Source organism: Paenibacillus sp. FSL R5-0623 (genome assembly GCF_037974265.1).
Taxonomy (GTDB): Bacteria; Bacillota; Bacilli; order Paenibacillales; family Paenibacillaceae; genus Paenibacillus.
Genome location: NZ_CP150233.1, coordinates 3743029 through 3763052 on the forward strand (window position 1 = coordinate 3743029; position 20024 = coordinate 3763052).

20 protein-coding genes and 2 pseudogenes are annotated in these 20024 nt (G+C 43.3%); 19 read left to right on the forward strand and 3 right to left on the reverse strand.

Annotation, left to right across the window (positions count from 1 at the left end):
• The 5 genes and pseudogenes from MKY92_RS16330 (at position 1) to MKY92_RS16350 (ending at position 1486) form a co-directional block, all read left to right on the forward strand.
• Complete coding sequence (locus MKY92_RS16330; RefSeq protein ID WP_091029878.1) at positions 1 to 369, forward strand: hypothetical protein; 369 nt, start codon at positions 1 to 3, stop codon at positions 367 to 369.
• A 176-nt stretch (positions 370 to 545) separates the two neighbouring features.
• Positions 546 to 947 (forward strand): annotated as a pseudogene (locus tag MKY92_RS16335) (spore germination protein); the annotation flags it as partial.
• 91 nt (positions 948 to 1038) lie between these two features.
• Positions 1039 to 1119: a spore germination protein gene (locus MKY92_RS16340; protein WP_339301814.1), complete on the forward strand. Its 81-nt coding sequence runs from the start codon at positions 1039 to 1041 to the stop codon at positions 1117 to 1119.
• Between the two features lie 8 nt (positions 1120 to 1127).
• Positions 1128 to 1247, forward strand: a pseudogene (locus MKY92_RS16345) (hypothetical protein); the annotation flags it as partial.
• A gap of 74 nt (positions 1248 to 1321) precedes the next feature.
• Positions 1322 to 1486 carry a Ger(x)C family spore germination C-terminal domain-containing protein gene (locus MKY92_RS16350; protein WP_339296926.1) on the forward strand — a complete coding sequence of 55 codons (165 nt, stop codon included), beginning with the start codon at positions 1322 to 1324 and terminating at the stop codon, positions 1484 to 1486.
• A gap of 226 nt (positions 1487 to 1712) precedes the next feature.
• Here the strand turns inward: MKY92_RS16350 and MKY92_RS16355 are convergent, their stop codons facing one another.
• Positions 1713 to 3023: an amidohydrolase family protein gene (locus MKY92_RS16355; RefSeq protein WP_339301815.1), complete on the reverse strand. Its 1311-nt coding sequence runs from the start codon at positions 3021 to 3023 to the stop codon at positions 1713 to 1715.
• 169 nt (positions 3024 to 3192) lie between these two features.
• Between MKY92_RS16355 and MKY92_RS16360 the strand changes: the two genes are divergently transcribed.
• Positions 3193 to 3621, forward strand: a complete 429-nt coding sequence (locus tag MKY92_RS16360) for a MarR family transcriptional regulator (protein ID WP_339296927.1) — start codon at positions 3193 to 3195, stop codon at positions 3619 to 3621.
• 187 nt (positions 3622 to 3808) lie between these two features.
• Here the strand turns inward: MKY92_RS16360 and MKY92_RS16365 are convergent, their stop codons facing one another.
• Positions 3809 to 4066, reverse strand: coding sequence for a GlsB/YeaQ/YmgE family stress response membrane protein (locus tag MKY92_RS16365; protein WP_074095306.1), 258 nt, complete (start codon positions 4064 to 4066; stop codon positions 3809 to 3811).
• Positions 4067 to 4265: 199 nt separating this feature from the next.
• Between MKY92_RS16365 and MKY92_RS16370 the strand changes: the two genes are divergently transcribed.
• The 9 genes from MKY92_RS16370 (at position 4266) to MKY92_RS16410 (ending at position 14933) form a co-directional block, all read left to right on the forward strand.
• Complete coding sequence (locus MKY92_RS16370) at positions 4266 to 5918, forward strand: extracellular solute-binding protein (RefSeq protein ID WP_339296928.1); 1653 nt, start codon at positions 4266 to 4268, stop codon at positions 5916 to 5918.
• 74 nt (positions 5919 to 5992) lie between these two features.
• The gene (locus MKY92_RS16375) at positions 5993 to 7831 is read left to right on the forward strand and encodes a histidine kinase (RefSeq protein WP_339296929.1); all 1839 of its coding nucleotides are present in this window, start codon (positions 5993 to 5995) and stop codon (positions 7829 to 7831) included.
• Between the two features lie 3 nt (positions 7832 to 7834).
• Positions 7835 to 9376, forward strand: a complete 1542-nt coding sequence (locus MKY92_RS16380) for a response regulator (RefSeq protein ID WP_339296930.1) — start codon at positions 7835 to 7837, stop codon at positions 9374 to 9376.
• A gap of 153 nt (positions 9377 to 9529) precedes the next feature.
• Positions 9530 to 11578: a glycoside hydrolase family 16 protein gene (locus MKY92_RS16385; protein ID WP_339296931.1), complete on the forward strand. Its 2049-nt coding sequence runs from the start codon at positions 9530 to 9532 to the stop codon at positions 11576 to 11578.
• 202 nt (positions 11579 to 11780) lie between these two features.
• Positions 11781 to 12155, forward strand: coding sequence for a DUF2750 domain-containing protein (locus MKY92_RS16390; protein ID WP_076250519.1), 375 nt, complete (start codon positions 11781 to 11783; stop codon positions 12153 to 12155).
• 32 nt (positions 12156 to 12187) lie between these two features.
• Positions 12188 to 12625 (forward strand): Imm26 family immunity protein, encoded by a 438-nt coding sequence (locus MKY92_RS16395; protein WP_339296932.1) that lies wholly within the window; start codon positions 12188 to 12190, stop codon positions 12623 to 12625.
• A gap of 323 nt (positions 12626 to 12948) precedes the next feature.
• The gene (locus MKY92_RS16400) at positions 12949 to 13155 is read left to right on the forward strand and encodes a helix-turn-helix transcriptional regulator (RefSeq protein ID WP_076215179.1); all 207 of its coding nucleotides are present in this window, start codon (positions 12949 to 12951) and stop codon (positions 13153 to 13155) included.
• Entirely contained in the window at positions 13156 to 13596 is a 441-nt protein-coding gene (locus tag MKY92_RS16405; RefSeq protein WP_339296933.1) for a hypothetical protein, read from the forward strand.
• A 581-nt stretch (positions 13597 to 14177) separates the two neighbouring features.
• Complete coding sequence (locus MKY92_RS16410; RefSeq protein ID WP_339301816.1) at positions 14178 to 14933, forward strand: AAA family ATPase; 756 nt, start codon at positions 14178 to 14180, stop codon at positions 14931 to 14933.
• A 598-nt stretch (positions 14934 to 15531) separates the two neighbouring features.
• Here the strand turns inward: MKY92_RS16410 and MKY92_RS16415 are convergent.
• A complete protein-coding gene (locus MKY92_RS16415; RefSeq protein WP_339296934.1) occupies positions 15532 to 15732 on the reverse strand; it encodes a hypothetical protein in 201 nt (66 codons plus the stop codon).
• Positions 15733 to 16418: 686 nt separating this feature from the next.
• Between MKY92_RS16415 and MKY92_RS16420 the strand changes: the two genes are divergently transcribed.
• The 4 genes from MKY92_RS16420 (at position 16419) to MKY92_RS16435 (ending at position 19836) form a co-directional block, all read left to right on the forward strand.
• Positions 16419 to 17609: a glycine C-acetyltransferase gene (locus MKY92_RS16420; protein WP_339296935.1), complete on the forward strand. Its 1191-nt coding sequence runs from the start codon at positions 16419 to 16421 to the stop codon at positions 17607 to 17609.
• A 37-nt stretch (positions 17610 to 17646) separates the two neighbouring features.
• Positions 17647 to 18606, forward strand: coding sequence for an NAD-dependent epimerase/dehydratase family protein (locus tag MKY92_RS16425; RefSeq protein WP_339296936.1), 960 nt, complete (start codon positions 17647 to 17649; stop codon positions 18604 to 18606).
• 480 nt (positions 18607 to 19086) lie between these two features.
• Positions 19087 to 19563: an SDR family NAD(P)-dependent oxidoreductase gene (locus tag MKY92_RS16430; RefSeq protein WP_339296937.1), complete on the forward strand. Its 477-nt coding sequence runs from the start codon at positions 19087 to 19089 to the stop codon at positions 19561 to 19563.
• A 39-nt stretch (positions 19564 to 19602) separates the two neighbouring features.
• The gene (locus MKY92_RS16435; protein WP_339296938.1) at positions 19603 to 19836 is read left to right on the forward strand and encodes an NAD(P)H-binding protein; all 234 of its coding nucleotides are present in this window, start codon (positions 19603 to 19605) and stop codon (positions 19834 to 19836) included.
• Positions 19837 to 20024: the final 188 nt, after the last annotated feature.

Here is a 20024-nt window from a genome sequence, read left to right on the forward strand (position 1 = left end):
GTGCGACAGACTTTCGAGGAACTTTCACTCGTGAAGAGGGTGGTGGAGCTCCCTTATCTTTTAGGTGCTCTGGAGGTAGATAAGCATAAAATATACGCTTCAAACTTCAAAATGAAGTCTGTGTATGTTGACTACCTGGACGGTACCCAAAAGAAAATTGCTTTAGAAATGTACAAATCGAAACAAAGGCTAAAGGAACATCATATTAAAATTATAGATGAAGTGAGATCTGAACTGAGTTTAACGGTAGATTATTCGGTGAGGGGTTACATTCATAAAATGACACTATTGTGGAGCAAAGTGAAAGTGGATGTAACCTTAATGCTTACTGAACATATGAACGTTGATATTACTGATTTGCTCAAATGAACATAGAATGGATGCGGCAACAAATACGAGCAGATCTTTCGGCAAACTGGGAAAAGTTTGAACGAATCCTTGGGTAGAATTGATGAAATCTTTACGAATACTCCCGGCTTAATCAAAATTTTCTTGCTCCGCTTCAACTAGAAACCGGAAATCCTTCCGGAGATTTCATTACAACAGTGGGTTATGTAAAACCTCACTCCAAGTGGGAAGAGCTCAAACTTTCCATTATACTCGGCTACAGCGTGTTATTTAGTGAAGGAAGAAGTACTGCATATGCATTGGATACAAAAGGATTCCCGCAACGCGCTATTGAGGATCCTCAGCAGGAGCCCTCACTGAAAGGGGCTCATCAAGGATTTATAGAGACAGGTTCTCACAATATTGCCATGATCCGTCGTTATATTGCGGACAAAGAGTTAAAGGTGAAGCGGTATATTGTTGGACAGCAGGGACAAACGCCAGTATCTTTGCTTTATTTGGAAGATGTGACCCAGCCGGACATCATTAAAGCGCTAGAAGAACGGATTCAGTCTATTGACGTGGATGCCATCATTAACACCGGAGAATTGACTGAATTTATTGAGGACCAACCTCTTGCGTTACTTCCCCAAATGATTACGACAGAGAGACCGGATACAAGCTGCTTCTCAAATACTGCTGGGCCGTTGTGTGGTTGTAGTCGATGGTTCGCCAAGTGTTCTAGTTGCACCGGCTACATTCATGTCTTTTTTTCAGACGGTTGATGATTAAAGTTCCCGATGGCCCGTTTCGTCATTCCTTATTGTGCATTTTTGCCTGGAATTTTTATAGCCATCATTTCGTTTCATTTTGAGATTATACCTTTGAAGCTCCTATTGACGCTTGGTGAGTCACGAGGGCAAGTTCCGTTCCCACCATTTGTAGAGGCGATTATTATGGAAATAACACTTGAGATGCTATTTCATCTTAAAAATTGCCAAAACATAATGTCGATCCTTTCGGGTATGGGTTTTACGCCAGGGCATATCAGTATCCCGTATACAAGGAAGCGCAGGCCGACTGGGGAAAAGAACTATCCCGAGCACATTTTGACGTGGAAGTTGATCTTCGAATCGGCGCCACTGGAGCAGTAGAGTAATCGAGTATCCGGACATTAAAATTCGGGACTAGAACACTAGTTTAATCTTTCATGACTACAAAACAACCGTTCTTGAAACGGTTGTTTTGTTGTTAACACCCAATAGTTACATTCTGGTTCCTATCTAATAAAAAGGTGCCAACTTTTCAAGTAGCATGAAGAGGGACTGCATTTTGCACTCCCTCTTCTTAGTGATTTTACAATTAGGAAATATAAACTACTAGTTTTAGCCTAGTTTTTGCGAACCATTGGACCACACGAATTTGATTGACAAAGTATCTGAAATATTAGTGATCGGATCACCATTTATGAGAATAAGATCAGCACGTGCACCTTCGGTAATCCGGCCACGATCATGTAGACCAAAGCAACGGGCCGGTTTGGAAGTAGCCGACTGAAGAGCTTCGATCGGAGTGAACCCAGCCTTCACCAGCAGCTGCATTTCGTGGTGAACACTGGCCCCATGAGCAAGGCCACCAAGGTTCGGAACGGGAACCGGTGCGACATCCGTCCCTACAAGAATATCAACTCCGGCACGGTGAAGATCCATCACATTTTTAAAGCTGTTCTCCATATTGCCTTGTGGGTACGTATTGAAGCTTGAGTTCAAGATATCGATCCAATCCGGACTTAATTTGGAATGAACTCGTTGATCATTAGCCAATTCTGATGCCGGATTACCAATAATCGATGAATTCAACACCAAGCACGGTGTAACAAAAGCTCCAGAATCAGCTATGCATTTAACCAATTCGGACGTGTACTCGGGTCTGTCGATAAACAAGTGGCCCAAACCGTCGACTCCAAAATCGATGGCTGCTTTTGAGGAAAGAGCCGTCAAGACGTGGGCAATGACCAACTTATCGAACTTGTGGGCTTCAGTAACAGCTGTTTTTAGAATTTCGTCACTTAGAACAGGAAGGCCAGGTGCACCCATAACCGTTCCCTCTTCAATCATGATCTTAATATAGTCAGATCCATTCTCCACTTGGGTATGCACATGTTTGATCGCTTCTTCAACCGTCGTCACTTGAGGTATTTCGTCGTGATCGTGAGCGTAGGCGGCCAACATTGCTTCCCGGTCTTCCTCCGATAACTTCTCTAGTTCCTTTAATACGAATTCAGGTATTTCATCTCCATCAGGCAGTAATTCATCTGGGTGCCCACCAGGAGCGGTAATCGCTGTCCCAGCAGATCGAACGTCTGCGATGTCATCCACATTTTTTAGCTGAATTTCGCGCCCTCTTTTAGTAAAATCGCCGTTCATTTCGAGTTCTGTTGTAACACCAAAGTTTAAGGCATCTCGTAATCCGCCAATTGAGGTATGAACATGTGCATCAATGAGTCCAGGTATTAATGTCGCATTTTCTCCATCGATGATTGTTGCATCGCTTGGGATGTCTCCGCCCACTGAAATAATGGAGACCCCTTTAATGACAATATGTCTGGGAGCAATAATTTGATATCCATCAAAGATTCGTACATTTGTAATCGCCGTAATTTCTTCTAACCCAGCATTTTGATTTAATTTCTCCATCATAAAAAATCCTCCTAATGTGTTTGTGACTGAACACTTCGCAGTATAACTATTAGATATCTAACAGTCAATAGCCTAACAATTGTTTGACAAGCCTACTGATATCACTGTATATTTTAGCTACTTACAATTAGATTCCTAACAATTACAGAGGGGACGATGGACGGTCATGCATTCCCGAGAAGATACGCCTTATATGGATTTGTTTCAAATTATCGGTCTTAAGTTAAAGAAAAGAGCAGATGAGAGTATAAAAGAGCTAGGATTAAGTTCTCAACAAGGAAAAGTAATCGATTATATTTATGAGAATCAAGATAATCATATTATTCAAAAGGATCTTGCAGATCGGTTTCATCTGCGTGGGGCAAGCGTTACAAGCATGCTTCAAGGTCTAGAGCAAAAAGGTTTCATCGAACGTAAAATCCCGGCCAATAATGAACGGCAAAAAAATATTTATGTATTACCAAAAGCGGTTGACTTGATTGAAGACTTCAATAACTCATTTCAAAAAGTGGAAGATGAAATCGTTCAAGCCCTTAATGATGAGGAGAAACACATCTTAAAGAAATTACTGATCAGAATTAATGAACGCATATAAAAGATGGGCAGGCAGAGGTGCCTGAGGGCACGTGACAAGATCATGTTCCCATTCCCGATTAGAAACCAAAGGAAGCCGCCGATCAACAGGATCGGCGGCTTTATTCGACTACCGGGCAATAAAGTTTAGTGTAATCAACTTGTATCACCACAAAATAAAGTTTACTTAGTAAAGTCGTCTCCGCCTGTTAACGTCTTCGGAACGCTCCACCGCGCGCCAGAGCATAGAAAATCAAGAGAGCAATGATCGACCCAACGATCGCGGGTATGATATGAAATCCACCCACCACCGGCCCCCTCGGTCCCAACAGTTCATACCCTAACCACGATCCAACAAAGCCAGCAATGATATTGCCGAGTACGCCTCCCGGCACGTCCCGTCCAATCAGATTTCCACTTAACCAGCCAATTAGCCCACCGACAATAAGTATCCAGATTAAATACACGAATTGGTCTCCCTTCCATTGATTTATTACAAGTTATGTTTCGTTAGGGGGAATGTTGCGGATCATCTGCGAATCGACCACTAAACCATTTCCATTTTAATCCAAGGGTAGTAAAATCGGTTGTACCACCACTCGTATGAATGCTGGTGCAGATGGGGATTGGAGATGGCGAGTATAGAAAGGAGGCGCTTAGGTGTTCATGTTTCGAAGTTCTTTTATTTTAGCCTTGTTGATGATGTGTCTATTGTCAGGCTTGACTGCTTGCTCTGAGTTAGAGCAATCGGAAGATATGGGTACTTCGACAAAGGCTGACTTCACGGAGCAGATACAGAGCCTTAATCTGAATCTGGAAGAACCGTCATGGAAGCTGGATACCACCCCCGTGAATCTAACGTGGTTCGTTGGAGCCGAATGGTACGGGCACACTTGGGGTGAGAGCATGACTTCCAAATATGTCACCAAAAAAACAGGGGTCAATATCGAATTTGACGTATCAACTGGTGAACCAAGCGAGATGTTATCACGGATGTTGACGACCGGTAGTCTGCCGGATTTGATAACCATCGGCTCCTGGGAGAGTGCGGTTAACAAACTTCGGGAGAGTAATCTCATCTATGCCCTGGATGAGCTAGCCAACAAGTATGATCCTTACTTTTACAAGGTAGCAGGTGATGGTGCTCTACAATGGTATCGGCAGGAAGACGGCCATACCTATGTCATCCCCAATGATGCGTACAGTCCCGAACAGATGCGTTCAACCGGCTTGACGGGAGCGAACCAAACCTTTCTCGTACGTAAAGATCTGTATGAGTCGATGGGCAAACCGGACCTTACCACACCGAAAGGTTTTCTACATGCATTGCAATTGCTGAAGAATCAATATTCTGTTTATAAAGGCAAGCTAATCAGTCCGTTCTGGGCACAGGGGAATGCATCCTATGGGATGACTGAATATTTGCAAAATCTGCTTGCGATCCCCCATGAACAGAACGGTAAAGTATACGACCGAATGACAGATCCGGATTATATTGAGTGGCTGAAAACATTTCGTATCGCTTACGAGCAGGGCCTGATTAATGTTGATTTTCTGGTCGACTCCAGTGCACAGGTGCAGGAAAAAACCAACCAAGCCCAATATTTTATGATGATTCGGGAATGGACAGACATATCGGACCTCAATTCGAAATTGGAAGTCCTTACGAATCAGAGTTCATACTATATTGCTGTAGATGGACCCCGGAGCAGCAGGAGAGAATCCGCCAAACTGTTTCCCGGCAGCATGGATGGCTGGATGGTTACGATGATTAGCAGATCCACGGAAAACCCTGAACGGGCCATCCGATTTTTGACCTATCTGGCCAGCGAAGAAGGCCAAAGAGATTTATTTTTGGGCAAAGAAGGTGAAACTTGGACGATGGAGAACGGCATACCGCAGCTGACGGCGGCAATGGTCCAGTTGTATGACACGGATCGGGAGCGGCTGGAAAAAGAATATGGCATTATGGATACCTACTGGATGCTGCGAAACCCTGCTTTCGTTAACCCGTGGAGACCCGAGCATACTCCGTCCATTAAGCAAATGGAGGCGTTCGCTAACCAACACGCCGATCTGGACAGCGGCATCTATAAGGGACTCGATCCTGTAGGGGATTCCGATATAGCGTTAGCCTGGTCACGTATTTCTCAGAATTGGGAAGAGGTGCTGCCAGAACTGATTACAGCGAAGGATGAAGCTGCCTTTGACAAAATTTTTGAAAATTTTCTGATCCGTCGTGTGAACTACGGCTTTAACCAGGTGATGGAATATCGCCAGGCTGAACTGGAACTGAGGAAAGCCAAGATAGCCAGATAACCATTCCCTACTACATTGTTAACGATCAGCTAACTAGTAATATATGGTATAACAAAGGTGGTGAATACATCAGAATGAAATACCTGCTAACGAGATTGAGGAAGCTTTATCGCAATGCCCGTATATCCCAAAAGCTGTTTCTGGCATTTAGCCTGATGATTGCCATACCTGTTATTTTGATCTCCTTTGTGTATATCCGCATGCAAGAAACCCAGCTATATAAGGACGCTATGGCAACGGGCAACAGCCACGTTTCATGGCTGAATGAACAATTGCGCAGAAGAATGGATACAATTGAGAACGCTTCCAACACAGCCCTTACTCAAAAGTCATTTGTGGATTTTATTCATTCCAATATGCTTGTGGATGGACTGCGTCTGGTGAAGTTTAAGCAAAACCAGTTTGAGCAAATGCTTAATATCATTCAAAGCAATGCGATGATCAGTGAGCTTAGCTTTTACGTTGATAACCCAAACTTGTATGAAATCTGGCCTGAAATCTATCATTACAAGAAATTTTCGCCGCAGGATTATTGGGTAAAGCTTCGGGATGAAGGTGGCGCGGCTTACCGCTTATTTTCTTTTAGGGATGGTGAGCACACCTTATCCTACTATCGTCTGGTTCGCCTTCAAGGGCAGGAACAAAAACGCCCTAGTATTATGGAAGTGCGAGTTCCCCACAGCATATTTTTCAGCGACCTGCTCCAGGAGAGCAAGGGGGACTTCTTTTCGGTGTTGATGAACGCAAGCGATTCTCCCCAGTATGTTTACAATCCTCAGCATGAGTTTTCTGAGAAGTACGGGAAGGCGCTGAAGGAGATCCTTGGCAGTATTCATCACCAGCTGGATATATCGCCGCAGGAAAGCCCGCTTCAGGTTAGGGTGGGAGATCAGAGTTACTATGTATTGTATCGATACATCCCTCCATTGAACACTTATGTGGTCGATATTGCTTCCCATCAGGCATTGATGAAGGGACCGCGCAGTTGGTATGCATTTGTGGTAACGATTACATTATGTGTATTGCTGCTGATTATGCTACTCGTATCCCAAACGACGCGGCGTATTTTCCGGCGGTTGGACAGCGTACTGATATCCATGCGTCAGGTACGGAAAGGCGAGCTGGATGCAATGATTGATACAGGCCTGGATGAGAACGAAAGAGGAGATGAAATCGATGAGGTGGCGGTGAACTACAATAAAATGTTACATGAGGTCAAACGTTTAATGACACAGGTCGTGGATAAGCAGTTAATTGCCAAAAACGCACAGTTGCACTCCCTGCATTCGCAAATTAACTCCCATTTTTTATATAACGCCCTGGAATCGATCCGGATGGTGGCAGAGGTACAGAGGCAGCCTGCTATAGCCAATTCATTGGTGTCGTTGGGCTCCCAACTACGCTACAGCATGCAGTGGCGTAGCGATACCGTTGCTTTTCGTGAGGAGCTTGCCAATATCCAAAGTTATATTGAATTTATCAACTTTATGGAAGGCGGCAGTATTGTTATGACCGCGGATCTTCCTCAGGAAATACTTCGCTACGCCATTCCCAAGATGTGTATGCAGCCCATCGTTGAAAATGCCGTTCATCACGGGGCACCTTCAGGTGGCAGGGTATCTATAGAGATTACCTTTTCTGTGGAGAATGACAGTCTGCTATTCATTAACATAAGAGATGACGGAGAGGGGTTAGAGCCTGAGATGTTACACCGTCTTCAGGCAGTACTGCAGAGCGAATCGGATACACCGATGGTGACTAGCAGGAGCGGACTTGGTTTGGAAAACGTGAATAAGCGATTGCAGCTTCATTATGGCAAGAATTGCGGTCTTTGGATTGATAGTGTGCAAGGTGCATATACCTGCGTAACGATACGCTTGCCTTGGGAAAATGTAAATCTTGGAGGGTGGTAGAGCATGATTAATATCCTGATTGTGGACGATCAAAAACACATTCGTGATGGCCTGCAGGCCATGCTGCATCAATTTCCTCTGGAGCTGAACAACATATACTGTGCCGCGAGCGGGATTGAGGCGCTGGGCCTATTGCGGCAGCATTGCATTCACATCGTGATTACCGATATTATGATGCCGGATATGGATGGGTTGGCACTCATGGCTCAAACCAAAGAGGAATACATGGATGTGGAATACCTCATTATCAGCGGTTATAGTGATTTTACATATGCCCAAAAAGCGATCGGGCTTGGGGCAAAGGGCTACCTGCTCAAACCTTTGAAGCGAGAGGATCTGCAACATTCCCTGGAGCATGTGTGGCAAGAGATCCAGACACGGCAGGCACTTACGCATAATATGCAGCGTGTATCCCGTCTCGCCCAAGAGACCGATCGTAAAGAATTAAGAATGTTTATGCAAGGTGCGTTAAGTGATGACGCATGGATTCTTCAGATTGAGGAACAACATTATGCGTTATGGCGTAATTATCGCCTAGCCCTACTGCGGGAAGAAGTTTGCATGAACCAGCCCGGAGCCAGCAGCGCCCATAGCATGGAAGCCATTGCGTATCGTGTGTTTGGCAGACAAGGTTGTATTTGCCTGCAACATCGCCCATACCTGATCCTTGCGGTGGATGCATCCATAGATCCAAGTGTTTTGCCTGCAGCGCTCAAGGAAGGAAAGATCGATGCCATAACGGCCATGACTAACCCGATTCAGGGGTTAAAAGAACTACCAGACAGCTATACCCAAGTGCTTGAGCTCTATCGCCACAGTTATCTGTTTCCTGATCAGTACAGTATCTTCCCAGCACATATTGAGCATATGGAACAGCAGTGGCAACTTCCCTATGAAGACTTATATGAACTGTTCCAGTCGGTTGGAACAGATAACAGCGGAACAATTACTCAGGGTATTTCTGCAATATTTCACAAAAAGGTGCTGCAACGTTATCCTATTCGCTATACTCAACAGCTCTGCGCCGCTACCGTTCAGATGATGGAGGAATACGAACGAGTTATTCACCCTTATATGGGGAAAGAAGTGCTGGACCTTGAATCATTGCGTAATCTCTTTGATTATCAAGGGATGCGTGAGTATATACAAGCACTGCAACAGCAGCTGCTTCGGCTGAATCAGTTCTATTATGACTATAAATGCAGCTATCGCCATTCGCAGGATCTAAATGAAGCCATTCGTTATATTCACGAGAGTTACCACAAACCGCTGGATCTTGCGATGGTATCCAATCATGTATCGCTTAATTATGCTTATTTCTCAAATCTGTTTAAGAAGAATATTGGTAAGGGTTTTGCTGAGTACCTACGAGATGTGCGTCTGGATAAAGCGCGGCGGCTTCTCGCCGAAACCGATTATAAAATTGTTGAAGTGGCTGCTATGGTAGGCTATGAAAGCTACAAAAGCTTTACACGCGCGTTCCGACTTGTGATGCAGATCCAACCCACAGAGTACCGACAGATGATGCGGCAGAAGGCAGATTGAATCAAAAGCCAAAAAAATGGGATATCACAAAAACAATTGTACCTTTTCAGCGAATTAACCTATTCGATAGAATAAAGATATCCCTTCATGTAAGCGATTTCCTTAATGCGCATGGATTGGGAGAAGTTATTATTCTATTAAAGGAGGGCAATTATGAATCCATCTCACTTTAGGGAGAAACGGTTTATGAAAAAGGTACTCGGTATGTTGCTTGTGATTGTGATGCTGACTAGTGTTGGCATACTGCCAGCTTCAAAGGTTCAGGCAGCCGGAACTACCGTAACCTCAATGGAGTACTTCTCACCCGCAGACGGGCCTGTTATTTCAAAATCAGGGGTTGGCAAGGCCAGCTACGGATTTGTTATGCCTAAGTTCAATGGAGGCTCCGCGACATGGAATGATGTTCACAGTGATGTGGGCGTTAATGTAAAAATGGGCAACAACTGGGTTGATATCGACCAGGCAGGCGGTTATATCTATAACCAAAACTGGGGGCACTGGAGTGATGGCGGCTTCACTGGCTATTGGTTCACCCTCTCCGCAACAACCGAGATTCAACTGTACTCCAAAGCGAATGGTGTTAAGCTGGAGTATCAACTTGTATTCCAAAACATCAACAAAACAACCATCACAGCGATGAATCCGACACAAGGTCCACAAATCACTGCAAGTTTCACAGGCGGTGCAGGCTTTACATATCCAACGTTCAACAATAATCCTGCCGTCACTTATGAAGCTATTGCGGATGATTTGAAGGTGTATGTCAAACCTGTAAACAGCAGCACCTGGATTGATATTGACAATAACGCAGCCAGCGGCTGGATCTACGATCAAAATTTTGGCCAATTCACGGATGGCGGCGGTGGGTACTGGTTTAACGTAACGGAGTCGATCAATGTCAAATTGGAATCAAAGACTTCTTCGGCTAATCTGGTTTATACGATTACGTTTAATGAACCTACAAGAAATTCATATGTCATTACGCCATACGAAGGAACAACCTTTACAGCAGATGCAAATGGGTCCATCGGGGTTCCGCTTCCGAAAATTGATGGAGGGGCGCCAATCGCCAAGGAACTAGGTAATTTTGTATACCAAATTAACATCAATGGGCAATGGGTTGATTTGAGTAACTCCAGCCAGAGCAAATTTGTATACTCCGGTAATGGGTATAACAATATGTCCGATGCCAACCAGTGGGGTTATTGGGCCGATTATGTCTATGGTCTTTGGTTCCAGCCAATCCAAGAAAATATGCAGATCCGTATTGGATATCCGCTGAATGGACAGACTGGTGGAAATATTGGCAACAACTTCGTCAACTATACCTTCATCGGCAATCCAAATGCCCCGCGTCCGGATGTATCCGATCAAGAGGATATCTCCATCGGAACACCAACCGACCCGGCAATCGCGGGCATGAATCTCATTTGGCAGGATGAATTCAACGGAACTACGCTAGATACAAGTAAATGGAACTATGAAACAGGATATTATCTCAATAACGATCCCGGTACTTGGGGATGGGGAAATGCAGAACTGCAGCACTACACAAACAGCACTCAAAATGTATATGTACAGGACGGGAAGCTGAATATCAAAGCCATTAACGACAGCAAATCTTTCCCGCAGGATCCGAATCGGTATGCGCAGTATTCTTCAGGAAAGATTAACACCAAGGATAAACTATCCTTGAAATACGGCAGAGTCGATCTTCGTGCCAAGCTTCCTACAGGTGATGGTGTATGGCCAGCACTGTGGATGCTTCCACAAGATTCGGTATACGGCACTTGGGCTGCATCAGGTGAAATTGATGTTATGGAAGCGAGAGGCCGTCTGCCTGGATCAGTAAGCGGTACCATACACTTTGGTGGACAATGGCCTGGGAACCAGTATTCGGGCGGCGATTATCACTTCCCGGCGGGGCAAACTTTTGCCAATGATTATCATGTGTACTCGGTAGTCTGGGAAGAGGACAACATTAAATGGTATGTGGATGGCAAGTTTTTCTATAAAGTCACTAACGAGCAGTGGTATTCCGCAGCTGCACCGAATAATCCGAATGCACCTTTTGATGAGCCGTTCTACCTTATTATGAACTTGGCAATCGGCGGAAACTTTGACGGTGGCCGTACCCCAAACGCCTCCGATATCCCGGCGACTATGCAAGTGGATTATGTACGCGTGTATAAAGAACAGTAATTTGCAATTTCCGATACGGAGAATGAAGATCAGATGGAACAGATGCCGGGCAAACCGAAGAACCTGAAATCTCATACTCTAAAATTGGCTTACGACCGATTCCCAATATTTCTACCTGGGAGTCGGTCGTTTATATTTAGACTTGATAATTTAGTTCATCGGCTGCAACTCTTGTCGAAGGACAACATCATTAGGAGGAAATATGAATCAGAAAGAATTTGAATCAGTCATCAATCTCCCTGCAAATATTCGTTATGAATACTTCATCAAAAAAGTAGTAGATTCAGAAGAAGTGTGGGGGCTTTATGAGAATGGTTGGTCAGTTACTGAAGATGATAAAGGTAATAAATTACTTCCATTTTGGCCTAAGAAAGAATTCGCGGAATACTGTGCAACTGATGGTTGGGAAATTTACTCAAGTAAAAGTATGGATTTGTACGAGTTCATAGACGATTTTCTACCCAATTTAAAAAAAGAGGGTTTTAAACCTTCAATATTCTTAAATAATGCTGATTCTGCTGTATTAGAAGTCGATATACTAATTGAGGATTTAAAGACAGAACTTGAAAAATACTAACTTAAAACCTCAATAAAGGAGTTTGGAAAACCGTGAAAAATACGAGACGTAAACGAATAAAATTGGGTGATATCTACGCTATACCTCTGCCTAACGCTAAGTTTGCCTTTGGGAGAAGGCTTAAAGATGCCAGCATTGCAATCTATAATGTGATAAGTGACACGATAGAAGAGATACCTCAAGAAGAGGAATACCAATTTATCGTGGGTGTATATGATGATGTACTGAAATCAGGTGATTGGCTGGTCGTTGAGAATCGTCCGTTCCCGGATGAAGAAGAGGCGTGGCCCCCACCTGCCTGTATCATTGATAGGATATCAGGAGGGTATGAAATATATCATTTGGGAGAGATTAGACCTTCTACTCGCGAAGAATGTGAAGGGTTAGAGATGGCGGCTGCTTGGGAAGCTCATCATATTGTTGATAGAATAATGGGAGATGATAAGTGGCACCGAGACCCGAATAAATAGTGTACGAGTATACCATCTATGGTTCCAGAGATCAGGTGTAGCGGTTTGAACCGCTTTTTCACTTTCCAATACAAACATTAAGTCACGGCCTACATACGTTTCTATAGGGGTAACACCAAGCGCTTCAACCATTTGCTCTGTTAAAGTAAACTCTTCTCGCATCTTATATAAACAAAATCAACCGAGCCAAGCCCTCCTTTTACAAAGAGGGGCTTGGCTTGTTTTGCATTCAGATGTAAGTAATAATGCAAAGTGAACTTGACACATAATGCAAAGTGAACTATGCTAAAAATGCAAAGTAAACATTGCAAGGACGTGATCACTTGAAGACAAAAATTGCAGAACTGCGTAAGCAGCATAAGCTGTCACAGGAAGAACTGGGACGAATTGTTGGTGTTACCCGGCAAACCATCACCTCTCTTGAAAGGGGAAAATATACGGCTTCCCTTATTCTTGCTTACAAAATTGCCAATTTTTTCGGACTCGCCATTGAAGATGTTTTTGATTTCAGCGAAGTGGAGGAAATGTAAATGGACAAGTACAAGATTAAAGTAAAAACTCGCAAAAACGTACTGTCACTGGTAGCTGCTGCTACACTATTGATCTATGTAGGACTTATATTTTACCGAGGTGGACTACCCGATTTACCTAGTTTTATAAAGGGATTTCACACAGGCGCTTTTATCGGGGTTGAATTGGCCGTCGCTTTTTTCCTCGTCAGGTATATAAAAGCCAGTAATAATGAAGCCGAGCTGAAGAAGCAGTATATTGAGGAGAATGACGAGCGGAGTGTGATGATACTCCAGAGAGCCGGCACACTCAGCACAGCAATCATTCTCGTTGGTCTGGGCATTGCCTCCGTGATCGCCGGTTTCTTTAATCCCTTGATATTCTACACCTTACTAACTTGCTTATTATTTGTTTTAATCGTATTTTTTGCACTGTGGATGTATTATGCGAGAGCAATTTAAGGTTTAGATCAAAGCAGTGGAGAGAGGTGAATGTTTACGGGTGTAGTTGTACTTGGTGCATATCGAGCGGTCCGTAATCGTGGGGTATTTTCGTGATTTGAAACACTATGAGGGAACATCATGTATTAAACAATTAGGTCCGTAGATTCTGCGGGTTTCTTTTCATATGAATAAGAATGGCAGTGTCCCGAGCTGAGGACAAGAACTTGGTTCCATTGCCAAAAGGACAAGTACATTGTGTCATTTCAGATTAGGTAGTTATCTAAATAGTAGTATGATGGAACTCCTATGGCGAGATAAAACCCACATTAATATAAGACTTCGTTTGATTTTTGTATCAGGAATTGGTTCTTCCGATCTAAGTCAAGAACTTAGTACCATTCTTGAAATGGTTAAGAACTGGTACCGATGTCGATTAGAACATTTATCTGTTTCATTAAACTAACGGGCAGGTTAGTTTCGGTATGTGGTATTATTTGTTTGATGGAGTAAACTAAAAGGCGAGACTAACATGAGTCAGCGTTTCCCAACATAGGTAAGCATAACGATCAAAGTTTTAAAAGGGAGTGAACTATATTAATATACACCATCCCTATTTACGACAAATTCAGCTTAAGAGGCAACAAGTACCCACCTATAATTGTTACCCCTTTGATTTGGTGGTCATTCGAAACCTAAATACTCTTGATTTCCACCCCAAGGTAACCTATATCGTAGGTGAAAATGGGATGGGCAAATCTACACTGATGGAGTCCATTGCTGTCGCATGGGGATTTAACCCGGAGGGTGGGACGGTCAACTTTTCCTTTTCAACCCAGGCTACTCACTCGAGCTTATATGAATATATACAATTGATCAGAGGTCTGCGACGCCCGAAGGATGGCTTCTTTTTCCGGGCAGAAAGTTATTATAATTTAGCCACGACGATCGATGAGTTGGACAGCCAACCTTCATTTGCTCGCCCTATTATAGAATCGTACGGTGGCAAGTCCTTGCATGAGCAGTCCCACGGAGAGTCGTTCTTTTCCACTTTCATTCATCGGTTCGGGGAGAATGGATTATATATACTGGATGAGCCTGAGGCTGCACTGTCTCCCCTTCGCCAAATGGCGATGCTGACACGAATCCATGAACTTGTTTTGCAAAACTCTCAATTTATAATTGCGACCCATTCCCCAATCCTTATGGCATATCCAGATTCGATTATTTACAATCTAAAGCCGGATGGGATTGAAGTCCAAGTTTTGGAAGAAACCGACCATTATATGATTATGAAAGAGTTTGTAAATAACAAGGATCGGATGCTCAGAGAGTTGTTCGAAGAAGCTCAAGATTAAATCCACTGCTATCCTATAGAATCTAAAAGCTTAAGAGAGATCGTTATAAAGAAACCGATCTATTGTCGAGATTAAACTTAATAAGGCATCAAATTGATCAGCTACTGATTTTAATTAGCGGACTGACAACAGGGATCGTTGCAGAAATGCTGACGATCCTTTTTATGTATATACGTATGAGTATTTAAATCACGAAAAAGGGCTAATCCGTAGACAATCTTACATGCTGTAAGCTTAGTAGAAGTGACTTTGTAGAACCATTCAAACGCTCTACACAGAGAAACAACGGATCGAACGGGAAGAATGGTACGGTATACTTCAACTACTTGAAGAACGGTTTATGTCCATTATATAAGCCTATTGACAAGAAGATGGGGGGGAAGTATAACTATATTGGACTGTTATGGAAAAACAAGGTATAGAAAGCCACTGCCTATATATATTTTAAAACAGAAGATTCTATTTTCTGGCATGGGTGCTTGTGGGGGAGAATGCATGTTGGAGGAGATATATTTCATTATTTTCTGAAGATAAGCAGAAACATTGTTAGGATTGCTACTGGGAATCATTCGTCCTAAATCGAGGAAGTATAAATATATTACTCTCTATTTTCATCATCTAATCGCCGACGAAATATCAAAGCCGAAACAGCAAATATAATAAAAGATAATGTTGAAGCAGCAGTAACTATCTTCAACACACTTCCTATTGAGGGGTTAAACAACAGAGCAATTGAGATGATTAAAACAGCACCTGTTAATCCCATTCCCAAAATCGAGATCGCTAAAATCTTGTTCATCAAATCACCTCACAGGTTGAAATAGAGTTTCTCATCAAAATAATTGTGTCTGCTCAATAAATGGGGGGTTATCGGCCAGTACTCCATAGCGGAAATATCTTCATACTTTTGGAATATTATACCATATAAAATATAATTATGAGAAACATAGATACAGATAGACACATTTATCCATATATTGAGACCAATTAGAAATTTATATATCTTTCGCAGGTAGTGGTGATAAAAAAATGGATTAATGAATATGAATCGCCTTGGTCTGTATTTGAAAAATTGGCTTAGGTAAACTAAACCTTACGGATGGGTGTCGAGGGACAAGAACATATTTCCATTGAAGTCGCTATTTTAGCGGCTTTTTTTAATTTTATCGGTACAAGTTCATGTCCCGAGCCGAAGACAAGAACTTATACCGATTACCGATTTGTCGTGTATCTAATCGGCATGGTATCGCAAACTACCAAGCAGCAAAAGATATAAGCAAAGATTAAGTAGCGATTGCTTCCGGGAATGGGGGAAGCAATCGCTATGTTTTTTTGCGGATATTTTTATTTTTTGTCCACCACATGTGTACAAAAAATAAAAATGATGATACATTGAAATTAGTTTATTTCCTTTTATAACAAGGTTTTTTTGAAGAATACTATGTCTCCTGTACGAGGACATGCGTATATCGAGGAGGGAATGGAATGTCAAGTCAAGCATTGGACCAATTTTTAAGTTCGAACATCGAAGATCTAAAGACCAAAGGTCTATATAACGTCATCGATACGCTGCAGGGTGCAAATGGTCCCGTTATTCGTATCGACGGAAAGTCCCTAATCAATTTGTCTTCCAATAACTATTTGGGACTGGCAACAGATTACCGGCTGATTGATGCTTCAGTTAAGGCGTCGCAGACATACGGGGCAGGCGCAGGGGCTGTGAGAACAATTAATGGTACGATGGATCTTCATATTGAGCTTGAAGAAAAACTGGCCCGTTTCAAAAAAACGGAAGCCGTTATCGTGTATCAATCGGGATTTAACTGCAATATGGCTGCTATATCCGCGGTAATGGACCAGCATGATGCGATTTTATCAGATGAGCTGAACCACGCTTCGATTATTGATGGCTGCCGCCTGTCGAGAGCCAAGGTGATTCGCTTTAAGCATTCGGATATGAATGATTTAAGACAGCAGGCGAAAGATGCCAAGGAATCCGGTCAGTACCATAAAATTATGGTCATCACCGACGGGGTTTTCTCCATGGATGGTGATATAGCAAAGCTGCCCGAAATCGTGAAAATAGCAGAAGAATTCGATCTGATTACTTATGTGGATGATGCCCACGGTTCGGGCGTTCTCGGAGCAGGTGCGGGAACCGTGAAGCATTATGGATTGTCCGACCGCATTGACTTTCAAATTGGTACTCTTTCCAAAGCGATTGGCGTTGTCGGCGGTTATGTGGCGGGTAAAAAACAACTGATTGAATGGTTGAAGCTGAGAAGCCGTCCGTTTCTGTTCTCGACATCGCTACCTCCGGCTGCAATCGCTTCTTGCAACGCTTCTGTCGACATTTTGATGAATGACAAAGAGCTGATCGAGAAGCTGTGGGAGAACGGCAATGATTTGAAAAATGGCTTGAGCCGGCTTGGATATGATGTAGGCCAAAGCGAAACGCCGATCACACCTTGTATCATTGGGGATGAAGTAACCACCCAACAGTTCAGCAAACGACTTTATCAAGAAGGCGTTTACGCCAAGGCAATCGTGTTTCCGACGGTTCCGAAAGGAACCGGAAGAATACGCAACATGCCGACAGCTGCCCATACCAAGGAGATGCTGGAACAGGTGATCTCCGTTTATGAGAAAGTTGGCAAGGAAATGAAGCGGATTTAGCTGCATTCACGGGAGTATATTTCGGGAGGAATGTCTTATGAAAAAGATATTGGTGACCGGAGCACTGGGCCAAATCGGCTCTGAGTTAGTTGTTAAATTACGTGAAATTTATGGTCAGGATCACGTCGTTGCTACGGATCTCAAGTCATCATCCCACGAAATTACCCGATCCGGACCATTCGAGCTGCTGGACGTGACGAATGCTAAGGCGATGTTCGAAATCGCTAAGCGATACGAAGTGGATACCGTCATTCATTTGGCTGCGCTGCTGTCAGCTACCGCAGAGGAGAAACCCCTGCTTGCCTGGAATTTGAATATGGGCGGATTGATGAATGCACTTGAAATATCCAGGGAGCTCGGCTGCCAATTTTTCACTCCAAGCTCCATTGGATCTTTTGGTCCTTTGACTCCGAAAGACAATACCCCGCAGGATACGATCCAGAGGCCCAATACGATGTACGGCGTGAACAAAGTGTCCGGCGAACTGCTTTGTGATTATTATTTTCACAAATACGGCCTGGATACTAGGGGGCTGCGATTCCCAGGTTTGATATCTTATATGACGCCTCCCGGCGGAGGGACGACGGATTATGCTGTTGAAATTTACTACGCAGCCGTGACAGCCGGCCGATACACATCTTATATCGCCAAAGACTCCAACATGGACATGATGTATATGCCGGATGCCCTGAACGCTATCATTGTTCTAATGGAAGCGGATTCATTTCGGTTGATACACCGAAACTCATTTAATGTCACCGCAATGAGCGTGGACCCGGAGGCGATCGCTGCAGCGATTCGGGATGAGCTTCCCGGCTTTATCCTCGATTATGACGTTGATCCGAAGAGACAGGCGATTGCCGATAGCTGGCCGCATTCTATTGATGCAACGGCAGCGAAAACAGAATGGGGATTTCATGCCCGCTACGACTTGAAGACCATGACGAAGGATATGCTTTCACAGCTAAGCGATAGACAAATGCTTCGCAAAGCTTAAAGTTATTATGAATTCGATCGAAGAGTGACAGCTAGAAAAAGCAATTCGGATTTAATCCGAATTGCTTTTTAATGATTACTCTCATTCAAAGATGGCTTACGATGGTGAGAGGACAACTTGGACTGGCCATAAGGTAAATAGGTGATACCCGTCAGAAGAGCGAGACCAGGGATTCTTTTCTTGAAGTCTCTCTGCAAAAGGTGCACTGTTCTTTTCTTCTGAGAGGAACGACCAAACCGAATTTATACATCAATCTGCGAATTTATTTAAACGACCACATCCAAAATATGGTGAAACATATACAGATATGATTTATATACGTTTACCATTTAATTTGGTTTATTATCAAGTATCCTTCAGCAATTCAACCATGTTAGAATAGTGAATTTCTCTAAGTTGCTCGATAAAGTTATCTACCCTGTAGTTCTCCGGTTCAACAATCCAGAGACAAATTACTCCTACCAACAGGCTATGACCAACATGAAAGAAAAGTATGGTCCGATTGATGTGTTGGAATTCAGTCCAACAGCAGGCAATTATCCTCCGACTTCTGTATTGGAGTTAACGGTGGAGAACGCCAGGGACGCATTTGAGGCGAATGTGGTTAGTGCCATCCATGTCGTCAATGCTGTTCTCCCTGATATGCTCGCCAGGAAAGAGGGAGCCTTGCTCTTTACCTCAGGATTATCCGCCATGTACCCTGTGTCCATGATGGGGAATATCGGTATTGCTCTTTCAGGGTTACGCAATTATGTTGCTAATCTTCATACTTCATTGTCTGCTCAAGGGATTTTTGTGGGCCACCGCTCTTTAGGTTTATTAATCAAGGAGTCGGGTACTGGCGCAATTAATGATCCAGATGTAATTGCCGAGATGTGGTACCAGGCCTATGTAGAGAAAAACGTATGGGAAGAAGAGTATCCTAAGGGTGTTACCCCCGAAACCATTCTGTTTTAACATTTGTGATAATTTCTGCTTCCTTGCAAAGATGTGGAGGTGGATAACAAGAACATCACAGTATTTGACTGTACGGGTAAAACCAGACGAGAAATCGTCCGTCAGGCGCTTGAGCGCGGACACTTCGTAACGGCTTATGCTCGCAATCCACAAAAGCTTGAAATGACGCACCCCAATCTGAATGTAGTCAAGGGAGAACTTTACGACTTGGGAGTTCGTGGAATTTTCATAGGTTTTATGTACATCTTCAAGACAATGATAAACGCAATGTGAATAGTGGATGGATGTACTTTTAGATTATCAGTAAAATTGCATATCATTTCATTATTTGTCTTCATTTTAGTGATTTGTCGAGGGACAAGAACATAGTCCGATTACCGATTAGGCATTAAAACTAAACGGTTCTTTTCCTCGTTAATTCATTAAACTAACGGGAAACGATAGCTCATACAACAAACAAA

Coding starts and splice junctions, on each gene's coding strand:
- MKY92_RS16355 (WP_339301815.1), bottom strand. CDS start 3,023: ATGGAGAAATTAAATCAAAATGCTGGGTTAGAAGAAATTACGGCGATT.
- MKY92_RS16360 (WP_339296927.1), top strand. CDS start 3,193: ATGCATTCCCGAGAAGATACGCCTTATATGGATTTGTTTCAAATTATC.
- MKY92_RS16370 (WP_339296928.1), top strand. CDS start 4,266: ATGTTTCGAAGTTCTTTTATTTTAGCCTTGTTGATGATGTGTCTATTG.
- MKY92_RS16375 (WP_339296929.1), top strand. CDS start 5,993: ATGAAATACCTGCTAACGAGATTGAGGAAGCTTTATCGCAATGCCCGT.
- MKY92_RS16380 (WP_339296930.1), top strand. CDS start 7,835: ATGATTAATATCCTGATTGTGGACGATCAAAAACACATTCGTGATGGC.
- MKY92_RS16385 (WP_339296931.1), top strand. CDS start 9,530: ATGAATCCATCTCACTTTAGGGAGAAACGGTTTATGAAAAAGGTACTC.
- MKY92_RS16390 (WP_076250519.1), top strand. CDS start 11,781: ATGAATCAGAAAGAATTTGAATCAGTCATCAATCTCCCTGCAAATATT.
- MKY92_RS16405 (WP_339296933.1), top strand. CDS start 13,156: ATGGACAAGTACAAGATTAAAGTAAAAACTCGCAAAAACGTACTGTCA.
- MKY92_RS16415 (WP_339296934.1), bottom strand. CDS start 15,732: ATGAACAAGATTTTAGCGATCTCGATTTTGGGAATGGGATTAACAGGT.
- MKY92_RS16420 (WP_339296935.1), top strand. CDS start 16,419: ATGTCAAGTCAAGCATTGGACCAATTTTTAAGTTCGAACATCGAAGAT.
- MKY92_RS16425 (WP_339296936.1), top strand. CDS start 17,647: ATGAAAAAGATATTGGTGACCGGAGCACTGGGCCAAATCGGCTCTGAG.
- MKY92_RS16430 (WP_339296937.1), top strand. CDS start 19,087: ATGAAAGAAAAGTATGGTCCGATTGATGTGTTGGAATTCAGTCCAACA.